This window comes from Rhizobium sp. SEMIA 4085 (genome assembly GCF_013004495.1).
Classification (GTDB): domain Bacteria; phylum Pseudomonadota; class Alphaproteobacteria; order Rhizobiales; family Rhizobiaceae; genus Rhizobium; species Rhizobium gallicum.
The window spans coordinates 1-10,723 of the sequence record NZ_JABEPH010000209.1; the positions used below are offsets into that span (position 1 = coordinate 1).

The 10,723-nt window shown below is 59.3% G+C and carries 8 protein-coding genes and 1 pseudogene; 6 read left to right on the forward strand and 3 right to left on the reverse strand.

Annotated elements, in window-relative coordinates:
• Positions 1-645 precede the first annotated feature (645 nt).
• Together C9413_RS19935 and C9413_RS19940 are read left to right on the forward strand one after the other, a co-directional pair.
• Complete coding sequence (locus C9413_RS19935) at positions 646-942, forward strand: type II toxin-antitoxin system RelE/ParE family toxin (RefSeq protein ID WP_039845770.1); 297 nt, start codon at positions 646-648, stop codon at positions 940-942.
• A gap of 8 nt (positions 943-950) precedes the next feature.
• Positions 951-1,259 carry a HigA family addiction module antitoxin gene (locus C9413_RS19940; protein WP_039845769.1) on the forward strand — a complete coding sequence of 103 codons (309 nt, stop codon included), beginning with the start codon at positions 951-953 and terminating at the stop codon, positions 1,257-1,259.
• A 67-nt stretch (positions 1,260-1,326) separates the two neighbouring features.
• Here the strand turns inward: C9413_RS19940 and C9413_RS33595 are convergent.
• Both C9413_RS33595 and C9413_RS19945 read right to left on the reverse strand, forming a co-directional pair.
• A pseudogene (locus tag C9413_RS33595) lies at positions 1,327-1,481 on the reverse strand (ISNCY family transposase); the annotation flags it as partial.
• Between the two features lie 490 nt (positions 1,482-1,971).
• A complete protein-coding gene (locus tag C9413_RS19945) occupies positions 1,972-5,217 on the reverse strand; it encodes an adenylate/guanylate cyclase domain-containing protein (RefSeq protein WP_170250806.1) in 3,246 nt (1,081 codons plus the stop codon).
• Positions 5,218-5,572: 355 nt separating this feature from the next.
• Between C9413_RS19945 and C9413_RS19950 the strand changes: the two genes are divergently transcribed.
• Together C9413_RS19950 and C9413_RS19955 are read left to right on the forward strand one after the other, a co-directional pair.
• Entirely contained in the window at positions 5,573-6,193 is a 621-nt protein-coding gene (locus C9413_RS19950) for a nuclear transport factor 2 family protein (protein WP_170250802.1), read from the forward strand.
• An 81-nt stretch (positions 6,194-6,274) separates the two neighbouring features.
• On the forward strand, positions 6,275-8,110 hold the full coding sequence (locus C9413_RS19955) for a hypothetical protein (RefSeq protein WP_170250803.1): 1,836 nt from the start codon (positions 6,275-6,277) through the stop codon (positions 8,108-8,110).
• A 34-nt stretch (positions 8,111-8,144) separates the two neighbouring features.
• Here C9413_RS19955 and C9413_RS19960 read toward each other — a convergent pair whose 3' ends face one another.
• Positions 8,145-9,584: an MFS transporter gene (locus C9413_RS19960; RefSeq protein WP_039845767.1), complete on the reverse strand. Its 1,440-nt coding sequence runs from the start codon at positions 9,582-9,584 to the stop codon at positions 8,145-8,147.
• A gap of 99 nt (positions 9,585-9,683) precedes the next feature.
• Here C9413_RS19960 and C9413_RS19965 point away from each other — a divergent pair, with 99 nt between their 5' ends.
• Together C9413_RS19965 and C9413_RS19970 are read left to right on the forward strand one after the other, a co-directional pair.
• Positions 9,684-10,115, forward strand: coding sequence for a helix-turn-helix domain-containing protein (locus C9413_RS19965; protein WP_170250804.1), 432 nt, complete (start codon positions 9,684-9,686; stop codon positions 10,113-10,115).
• A 14-nt stretch (positions 10,116-10,129) separates the two neighbouring features.
• Positions 10,130-10,723 (forward strand): Ldh family oxidoreductase (locus C9413_RS19970; protein WP_170250805.1); only part of this gene is annotated, 594 nt, incomplete at its 3' end.

Sequence of the window (10,723 nt, forward strand, 5' to 3'; positions counted from 1 at the left end):
CTCTGGCCCGGTAACGAAGCCTTTCCAACATACGGCCTCCACGCAAAAATATCCGATCGGGCTCTATTTTCGTCCCTGGGCCATGTTTTCTGCGCTGCGGCTGCCGGTGTTGCCGTCGAGCAGTGCCGGTGGCCTTCATCCCCGGGATGTCCGGCACGCTTTTCCGCCAGTTCGCCGTTCGGTAGCCATCGTCGGATATGGCCTGCTTGACGGCCAGGTGAAGTCGAACCGCCTTGCTCGTGATGACGCTCGAGCCTTTGCAGAGCGCACGACGTCCGTGCTTTCCGTAGATGGCCCGTGTGGCGGCGAGGTTGGAATGTCCGTTTGGGCGCAAAGTAGAACGTCACATCCAGCGTCTTCATCCATTTAGAAATGCGACACTCGACCTCTCCGCTTGCGCTGACGAAAGCCCCCGGCCTGAGCGGCTGGGCCGGGTTGCAAGGGGGCGGGGGCGGGTGAGACGCGCCACGGCTCAAGTTTTGAGGGTGTCAGATCAGTCGCTCATTCCCTTGCATCAGGCGACAGGGGCAACTGCGAAGTTCAGATTAGTGACCTTCATAAAGACCGGCAAAGCGTACACGATTATTTCCCGCGCTTGCAGAATGACCCGTGGAGTGGTACATTCACTCGAATCTGGAGACATGAATGATCGTCGGTTTTCGGGACGAATGGTTGCGGGCCTGCTTTGTGGAGGATGTCCACTCCCGGAACATTCCAGCCGACCTCGAAAGCCGGTTGTTCCGCAAACTCCAAATGATCGACGACGCGACGACCGATCAGGACTTGCGTGTGCCGCCCAGTAACTATTTCGAGAAACTACGCGGCAATCTCGAGGGTTTGCATTCAATCCACGTCAACAGACAATGGCGGGTTGTTTTTCGATGGGATGGCAGTCGTGGCGAGGCGTCCGAGGTCGATCTTGACGGCCATAGCTATCGATGAGGTGACAGATGTTGATGACCAAGCGGAAGCCGGCGACCGTCGGCGAAATCCTGAGGGAAGAATTCATGCAGCCGCTCGACCTGACGCAGGCGGCCTTGGCCGAGGCAATGGGCGTCCAGCGCAAGCATGTGAACGAATTGTGCAACGACCGGCGTAACGTGACGGCGGCAACCGCGCTGATCCTGGCGCGCGTGTTTGGTAACAGCCCGGATTTCTGGCTCAACGTGCAGCGGCGCAGCGACTTATGGGATGCCATGCATAGCCCCAAGGAACTGGCCCGGATCGAGCGCGCGAAGCCGCTAGTGACAGCGGCATAGCCCGAAGCACCTGTAGACCAGGCTTTGTGCTTGAGGGAATCCGCCATGGCAGCGCATCACTCGGCGGGCGGTAGAGCGCCTTCTGCTGTTTTGCAATGACATCGGTATCATTGACGAGATCAGTCTTCCGACTGGCTTGCGACCCCGCGGCTTGTAACCATTCTTCTCGCTGTTGATCTTGACCTTGGGCGTCGGTAGCTGCTCCTGTCGCTCCTCGATGTAGACCGGAACATGGAAAGCCGCTTGTTCTCGGTTGCCACAAGGACCGTTCCTTCTTCCGCGGTTTGTGTGCTTTACCTTGACGGCACCTGGAGCTGACATCGGTTGACATGCTGCAAATGTTCTCTTGAGGTTACTTTACGGCACATAAGGAGCTCTCAAGGTATCATGGAAAAGCGAATTACTTTTGGCACCCCTTAACGCTGTAGAGTGCTCACTGAACGTCCTTGGGGCAAACCTCAAGACAGCTCGCCTTCTTAGAAATCTCACGTTTCAGGAGGTCGTTGAAAAGATCGGTGTCATCAGGCGCGTGGATTGAGACGCCGAAGGGTAAGCCTTCAACCAGCATTGCCGTATATGTCGCGCTGCTTTTGGCATATGGCCTTACCTGCGCATCGCAAGCGGGGTGGTTTATTCCCTCGCGGGCCCTGCGGTTGGCCCGCAGAATAACTCATCTGCCGCAACAGATCGCCACCACGTTGTAGCCGACGGATTACATCCTTGCCGTTTTATTCTGCCCTTCGAACCATCCGGTAATGGCGTCTAGGCGCCGTTCCACTCTGGTTTTCCGGCCGGTCGAGCGGTGGAGTTCGGCAAGGCTTTGCGTGGCCTTCAATTCCCAGGTCTTTGCGCCCTGTTTTTGAGCGAAGGCTGCCGACTTGCGGAACGCGCGCTCGGCGGAGTGAGCATCGCCTTTAAGATATAGGCTCGCCACGCCTGCGAGCCGGAGCAGTTCCGCTGTAAAATAATGCTCGCCTGTCTTCTTGGTCAGCGCCAGCGCCTCATCGATGAGACGGGCGGCAGCTTCGAATTCGCCGAGCGCGAGGCTCGCTTCTGCCAGCAGGCCGAGATAGCAGGGCTTGTCTATCTGCTGTTCGCCGAGGTTGTCGCAGGTGGCGCGCATCTGCTGCAAGCCCCGGCCGTCGTGATGGGCATGAACCATCGCCCAGCCCTGGAAGAATGATGCAAGATTCGCCCATAGCTGAAAGCCATTCGCCTTGGCGAGCGGCCCCAACTCGTCCACCATTGCCTGCAAGGCGCCCACGTTCTTGCGCAGGGCCATCAGAACGCAGCCGTTTCCAAGCCAGCCCGCCAACCCGTAATCGGATTGCTGGCGCGCATCCTGCTCGGCCTCGTGATAAAGCATGATGGCGCGCTCGTGATGTCCAAGCAGATGCAGTGTCCATGACAGATAGATCATCGTCATGTTCGGAAAATCGCTGCCGACCTCGTCTGCCTTCGCGCGATACTCGAGAGCCTCCTCCAGATATTGCCGGGCTTCTTCGAGCCTGCCCTGCGAAAAGAGGCACATGCCCTTGAATTGCATGCCGAGGACCAGGGCTTTCAAATTCAGTTGCTGACGCCCCATATCGAGTAGCTGGTCGCTTGCCCATTCCGCATCGGCGAACCGCGCTGAATTCAAGGCGGTACCAAACAGCCCGTCGAGGGCGCGGATACCCGCTTCCGGATCGCCGAGGCTCTCGCTCAAAGACATGACATTGCGATAGGCCGCGCTTCCTTCGGGTGTGACGTAGCCGAACGTGGCATAAAGCACGTCGCCGCGTTCGAGTTCGAGCTTGAGGCATTTTTGGTCGCGTTCCCGCGATGGCGGCAATTTTTGAAGGCACTCCAGCCCGTTTGTGAACATATTGGCGGCCTCGACCTTTGCCCAGGTGGCGCCCGTCTTGAGGCCGGCGGTGAGCCAGCAATCAGCTGCCCGCTGGTAGAGCCCGGCCGCAGCGAGATGTTGCGCAAGGACTTCCGGATGCTCGGCGGCCTGTCTTGGATAGAGCTTTTCGATACCTTCGGCGACAAGATGGTGCAATTGTCGGCGGCGTTCGCGCAGGAGGGTAGCCTGGGCTGCCTCTTGCAGGAGGGCATGGGTAAAACTGTAACTCGGCCAGTTGATCGCCGGTTGCGGCGCGATCAACCCGGCTTGGATCAGGCGATCCAGGATCGAAACCAGAGCCTCCTCGGACAGGCCGGAAAGATGCGAAAGCATGCCGATGTTGAACACTCTGCCGATGACCGCCGCCATTTGCGCGATCATCTTGCCGGTCCCCAGCTTGTCGAGGCGCGAGAGCAGGAAAGACTGCAATGTCACCGGTATGTCCGCCGTCGCACCCGGTTCTTCCTTCAATATGCGGGCAGCATGGCCGTCGGCGACCGCGCGGCACAGCTCCTCGACGTAGAGCGGCACGCCTTCGGCCCTGGCGAGAACGAAATCGTTGGCGTCATCGGTCATAGTGCTGCCCTTCGCCAGCTCGCGGCAAAGTGCCTGGGCTTCGAAGCGGGTCAGCCGCTTTAGGCGGAGCCCATGCAGCGATGGATTTTTCATAGGTGCCTGCAGCGTCGCCTCACGCGAGGTGACGACGACCAGCATGGGCGCGAACCGCACTTCATCGATCAGCGCTTTCAGCCCGTCACCGGAGGAGGGGTCGATCCATTGTTCGTCCTCGATCGTCAGCCACAACGGGTTTGCCTGCGACATGCCCTGCAGCCATTCGACAAAAAAGCGGCGCACGATCGTCTGCTGTTCTTTCGATGTCAGGTCCGGCAAGGGATAATCCGTTTGCTCGATTGCCAGCAGTCGCGAAAACACGGGCAGCGTTTGGAAAAGCGGAATATCGCTGGAGACAAGGATCGCCTCCAACAGTTCCGAATTCGCCGTTGCCGGCGCGGCATCGTTGATCCCCGCATGACGCTTAACCAGATCCAGAAACGGATACAAGGCGCTGTTGGAATAAGCAGGCGCGCATTGAAGCGTCAAAGCCTTAAAGTGCGGAGCGCGCGAGCGCGCCTCGAAAATCAGCCGCGATTTGCCGATGCCCGCTTCGCCCGAAATGAGGATCGCCCGTCCGCTCTTTTCGGCCACGATCCCATCTGCAAGCTCACGCAGGCGGTCGAGTTCGGCGCGCCTGCCGACAAGCTTCGTCAAGTGGGTTCTTTTTGCAAACCGGTTTTCCAGCGTTCTGGCCTTGTCGACACGCCAGATTCGCACCGGATCGCTGAACCCCTTCAACGATTTTGCACCAAGATCGACAAAATCGAAGGCTCCGTTGGCGGCCTCGCGTGTCTTCTGGTCGGCAAGAATTGTCTGAGCGGCTGCCAATGTCTGCAGCCTCTGGGCGAGGTTCGGCACCGGTCCGAAGGCGACAGTCGACACGCCCGCGGGCGCTCCAGCGAAATCGCCGACAACCACGAGCCCGCTTGCGATTCCGATGCGGATCTGCAACCGCGATCCGTCAGGCGTTTCAATCTGCGGCATCGCCTGTATGAGGCTGAAGCCGAGCCTGATCGCCCGTTCTGCGTCATCCTCTTCCGCTGTCGGATAGCCGAACAATGCCTGCAGCGCGTCGCCGATATAGTTGGCGGTGAACCCGCCATGCGCATGCACGAGTGCGGCACACCGGTTGAGATAGGTTTGCGTCAGCTTGCTGAAGTCTTCGGGATCGAGGCGCGAGGCATATTCCGTCGAACCGACCAGGTCGCAGAACAGGATGGTCAGCGGCCTCCGTTCCACAGGCACCATCGGCCGTTGACGCGGTTCGTGGGCATCGTCCAGCTGTGCGATGGCGGAGAGGATTTTTCGGCGCGGACCGAGGGGGATTCCAAGCTCTTTGAGGTCATCGTCGGACAAGAGACGAAGCGTGTCGAAATCGATTTGCGCCTGCGCAAAAGCTTCCCCAAGCCGACTGAGGCCAAGCGTGTTCAACCATTTTGAAACCACCTCGTCCATATTTTCTGCCAGAAATCCGTTCTTCGGCATTCACGGTGATCTGCTGAGGATAATCGCAATCACGCCGCCGGTCTCGTCGTCCCGCGTCCGACCCATGTTACATGGAGCACTGAGCAAAGCGAAACACGCATATCTTCTAAATTTAGCAATTTCTTTCTTAGTATTTCGATATAATGTACTTTACCGTCAGTTGGGGACTTCATCAAACAGTGCATCGCGCGTGCGGCGGCTTCTATTCCAATCGAACGACCTATGGTGATTGGGAGAGAAAAGCCGTTCGGCAATAACCCCGCAAAGTCCAGTGTCCAAGGCATCTGCCGATCTTCAATCGAGGCGCGATCAACAGGAGGGGAAAGTGGCTATTCTTCGAAAAGAGAAATGGGCGACAAATATACCTGCTGCATTCATGCTGGCGGCGGTTTGCGCTATCTGGCTGGTATCCGATCGACCGGCGTTGGCAGTGGACCCAGTCTGTGACGACCCCACCGCCAAGAACTGGACATACCCGATTACGAATCCCGAACCGGCCGAACGCCAAGCAATTATGGATCTGATCCATCGCTACTTCTGGGCGCTGGACGAAAAGAATGCATCCGTCATCGCCGAGATGTTTACGAGCGATGCCATCTATCAGGTCTGCAGCGGAGGCGGAGCGCTCAAAGGTGACAAGAGTGATGATCCTGATCAATTGTTGAACTATTTCAAAGGCCTTTTTCTCAAGCTCGATGACGCGCAATCGCGTGTCCGCCACTTTGAAAGCAATACGCTCCTGAACATTGTCGATCCGAATGCCCCGGGGACGGTCGAAGCAAAGTCCGCCATGCTGGCAGTCATCCAGCGGGCTGACACCGAAGTGCCAACCCTCGACTATGCCGCGGTTTTAAGGGCGGTTTTCGTCAAGGAGAACGGTGCCTGGAAATTTAAAATGCTTACGCTCATTACCGACGAGCCGAAGGTTATGACGCGGGCGCGGTAAATCAGGTTTCTGACGGTTTAAGATTTCGCGTGTTTGGGCGCGGCCAACCGGGCGAAGCATCTGGGCCGGAGGAGTGCGGAAATGGGTGTGAAGGGTGTCGGCTTCGCATTCATCATCGGGGCTGCAGCGCTTGCCTCGGCCAATGCCCTGGATCGGCCGAAGGCGGATGACGTTCCCGATCCAGAGTTGACCGAGGAAAAGTTCGCCGAAACCGTTGATCGGTGGAACGGTGCCTTCCTGTGGGAGCCGGCATCGGCCAGCACCAACATCACGACCCGGTTCGGCGACGAGGCTCGCGCGGTTTTCGGGACGATCCCGGACGCAGATTGCGCCGGTGGGGGTGCCAAAACGATCCCGCTCGAAGTCGACGGCAATATCGTCGACCTGCAACCAAACCCCAACAAGGCGGGCAATCCGCTGGAATTCGAACACCGGGATGCGGACGGCGCCGTGGTCAAACGGACGGCAAGCATTGCAAAATGCGATAAGCCGTCGCTTGCCGGCAACGTCACTTATTGCGGCTTGAACTCGCGTCTGAACCGCGTCGTGAAAGGCAATGTGGAATGGCTCTTCTTGTGCCGCAAATCCAATGCCAGCCTGGAGGTTGAGCCCGACCCTTATTGGCAGCGATCAAATCCGAAATTCTCGCGCTTCGGCTCGATCGGGTTCAACAGGGGCACCGGCGAGATCGTGTTCTTCGACGGCCGTAAGGACCAGGAGGTGTTCGACTGGTCGAAGCCGTTCGTTCCGCCGGGCGGTCGGGCATATTCCGACACAGCCGGGCGGGTGGAGGCAGAAGCGCTTTACGATCCGACTTTTCAAATTGAATGTTCGGCATGCCATGACAACAAGAATCCCTACGTCATCAATCCGCATATCGGACAGGCAAGAATTGGCTATCGGGACGGCAGAAGTGATCCGAGAGCCCGGGCCTTCAGCCTCGGCGCCTATCTTCCAAGACTACCCCGCAATGAGAGGACGCCCTTTCGCGTGATTGGGTCCGGCTATACCAGCACCTATGCGGCCGAACTGAAGAACGCAAGCACGGTACGCGATCCGAACGGCGACTGCACGGAGTGCCACACGCTGACGACACAGGCGACCGGGCAGCGTCTCGTGCCTGACGCAGTTGGGCGTGAGCCGTTCATTTCCAATCCCAGTTGGGCACAGCTTCTGCAGCTTCGCGCCGAGAAGGAAAACTTCCGGCAGGTGGATATGCACCGGACGGAATGGGCACGGCGCTCGGGCGGCGGCAGGATTCACCCCTGGATGGTTCCGGCAACCGGTAACGATGTCTCCGGGCACTCATCGCAGATCAGCGTTAACGCGTGGCACGAGCTCAGCGATTGCCTATGGGGCAGCGGCGGGCCGGAATGCGGCTACCGCCCGCTCTACACGCCCTGTCCCGCTCCGGGAAAAGGGGCGGGCGGTGACGGATCGGCTCCGGGCGACCTCGCTCTCACCTTTTTGCCGCCGGATCCCGGCCTCCCCACGGAGCGGCGTATTCGTGTGAGCTGGAAGTACCTCAACAGCTACGGCGAAGTCCCCGGCAGAGACGACGTGCGCTTCAACATGGCCGTCAGGGAAAGCCTCATTCCTGCGGCAGGCGAAAAGCCGAATGCGAAGGACTATCCAAGTTTGGATGAAACGATGGGCAAAGATTTCCGGGCGCTTCGCCCGAAGGTCGGGTTGTCCGGTTCGGTGCGGCTGATAGAGAACGCCTCCTATCTCGGACACGCAAGACATTCCGAACCGTCGAGTTCAATGGAACGCCGGCAATACCGGCTGGATTTTCCTGGCGCCTGCAATCGCCGCTATGCGATCCGCATCCTTCCGAAGAGATTTTGCTTCGACAAAAGCGATGTTGCCTTTGGCTCGGACGACTATTTGCTCTTAGCGGATGTGCGGTGCGATTGATGGCCGCGACTGGAGCCGCGGCCGTCTCGTGGGTTCAGGATGGCATGACCTGATCGCAGGACAGATCGCGGCAGCGCCTGATGCCCATGGCAGTGATCAGTGCGCCAGCCACGGCAGCTGCGACCGGGACGATCAGCGCCGTTTGCAGCGCTAACAGCCGGGCTTCTGCAGATGTAGCTTCGCCAAGAACATAGGCGCCGATCGCACTTGCACCCGACAGGCCAAGCGCTGCGCCGAACTGAAAGGCGGTATTGACCAGCCCGCCCGCCAGCCCCTGTTCGTCTTCATGAATGCCATCGGTGGCGGCAATTGTCAGCGGGCTGTAGGCGATCGAGAAGGCCAGTCCGAGCAAAAGCATGCTCGGGAAGATTGCGGCATATGTCCAGTCGAGCTCCATCCCCAACAGCAATGCGTAGGAGATGGCGGCAAGAACGAAACCTGCGAAGATCACGCGGTCGTTTCCGAAGCGATCGACAAGCCTGGGCGTCAGGATGGGAGCGACGACCGCGTCGATGCCGATCACAAGCATCGCAATGCTGGTCTCAATCGGCGTCCAGCCAAGCAGCTCCTGGAGATAGAGGGTCGCGATAAACTGGAAGCCGAAGAACGACCCGGCAAACAGCAGCGCTCCGAGGTTCGACCGGACGAGGGAGCCGGAGCGGAATATTGAAAAACGCACGAGCGGCGCGGCGGACAGGCGCTCGATCAGGAAGAAGGCAAGCCACAGGGCCGCGCTCACGCCGAATATGCCGAGCGTCCATGCCAAGTTCTGGTCCGGATGTTCGAGGCGGGTCACGCCATGAACCGCAAGCAGCATCGCTGCGGTGAGCGTAACGGCGCCTGGAATGTCGAAGCGCTCCCTGGTGGCTCTAGACGGCCTGTCGGCGATGAGCCTGATTGCGGCGACAAAGATGAGGAGCGCCAGGATCACCGGCGCAAAGAACACCCAGCGCCAGTCGATTGCAGCAAGCAATCCGCCCAGCACGAGCCCGAGCGAGAAACCGGCGGAAGCCGTGGAGGCGTAGATGGTCACTGCGCGGTTGCGCTGGGGACCCTCCGGAAAATTCGTCGCGACGAGCGCCAGCCCCGCCGGTGTCATGAATGCGGAGGCAGCGCCCGTGACGAAGCGGGCCAACAGCAGCATCCAGCCTTCCGTCGCAAGGCCGCCGAGACCGGAGAATGCAATGAAGACGGCAAGTGCGCAAAGGAAGACCCGGCGCTTGCCGAAAATGTCCGCAGCACGGCCGCCAAGAAGCATGAAACCGGCATAGCCCAGCACATAGGCGCTCACCACGCCGCTCAGCGTCGTTGTCGTCAGATTTAGATCGGCCCGGATTGCCGGAAGCGCGATATTGAGCATGGCAACATCGATGCCCTCAAGAAAAATGGCTCCGCAAAGGACGATCAACGTCGCTGCAGCACGCGGCGTCATAGGTGCAGCGCCTGCTTCGGAAGAAGAAAGGGTCGTGGACATAAGCATGGTCCTTCGTTGACGATGAAGAGAGTTTGAGTGACTTTTCGTCAGTCAGTTCCCTCTTGTAACCATCAAACAATTAGGCCATGCTCCGGACCCATGAAAGAAGGCACTTTAAACTCACCGAGTAACCTTTGCAGCAGCGAGGCGGATTACGACGTCCTGCAATGGGATGTGCGCGAAGGCTGCGAGGTGCGGCAGATCCTCGATCGGATCGCCGATAAATGGTCGCTGCTGGTGATCGCTCTTCTGGAAAAGCGCACGCTCCGCTTCACGCAATTGCGCAACAGCATCGAAGGCATCAGCCAGCGCATGCTGACGACCACCTTGCGCAACCTCGAACGCGACGGAATTATCGAGAGAACGGTCTATCCCGTCGTGCCGCCGCGTGAGGAATATGCATTGTCGCCGCTTGGCTGCACTCTGCACGAAACCATCCGCGCGCTGGTGGGGTGGACGGAATCGAACCAGGCTGAAATTCTGGCGGCCCGAGCCCGTTACGACGCCAAGGCGGCCAGCGAGCGCTGGTGAAAGGTGATTTGCCGATGCCGACTGAACATCCGACTTCGCCGGTAAGGGCCACGCTTGCTTCCATCGACAGCTTCTGTCGCGCCGTCTTCATGGCAGCGGGTGCTGACGAGGCTACCAGCGATGGAGCGACGCGGGCAATGATGCATGGGACGCGGCTCGGCATCGACAGCCACGGCGTCAGGCTTTTGCCGCACTATGTCAAAGGCTTGATCGAGGGCCGCATCAACCCGCAGCCGAAAGTGGCGCTTTCGTCGGCATTCGGAGCGGTCGGTGTGCTCGACGCCGATAATGGCCATGGAGGGCTTGCGACCTTCGTGGCGATGGATCATGCGATCGAATTGGCGGACCGCCATGGCATCGGCGCCGTGGCCATCCGCAATTCCTCGCATTTCGGGCCGGCCGGCGCCTATGCGCTTCAGGCGGCCGGGCAGGGCTTCATCGGTTTTGCGTTCTGCAATTCCGACAGTTTTGTTCGCTTGCATGACGGCGCGATGCGCTTTCACGGCACCAATCCGATCGCCTGCGCGGTGCCGGTTGAGAACGGCAATCCCTGGCTCTTCGATATGGCCACCAGCGCGGTGCCGTATAACCGCGTTCAGCTTTACAGG

Excerpts from the sequence above, each read along its gene's own strand:
- C9413_RS19935 (WP_039845770.1), top strand. The coding sequence starts at position 646 with ATGATCGTCGGTTTTCGGGACGAATGGTTGCGGGCCTGCTTTGTGGAG.
- C9413_RS19940 (WP_039845769.1), top strand. The coding sequence starts at position 951 with ATGTTGATGACCAAGCGGAAGCCGGCGACCGTCGGCGAAATCCTGAGG.
- C9413_RS19945 (WP_170250806.1), bottom strand. The coding sequence starts at position 5,217 with ATGGACGAGGTGGTTTCAAAATGGTTGAACACGCTTGGCCTCAGTCGG.
- C9413_RS19955 (WP_170250803.1), top strand. The coding sequence starts at position 6,275 with ATGGGTGTGAAGGGTGTCGGCTTCGCATTCATCATCGGGGCTGCAGCG.
- C9413_RS19960 (WP_039845767.1), bottom strand. The coding sequence starts at position 9,584 with ATGTCCACGACCCTTTCTTCTTCCGAAGCAGGCGCTGCACCTATGACG.
- C9413_RS19965 (WP_170250804.1), top strand. The coding sequence starts at position 9,684 with ATGAAAGAAGGCACTTTAAACTCACCGAGTAACCTTTGCAGCAGCGAG.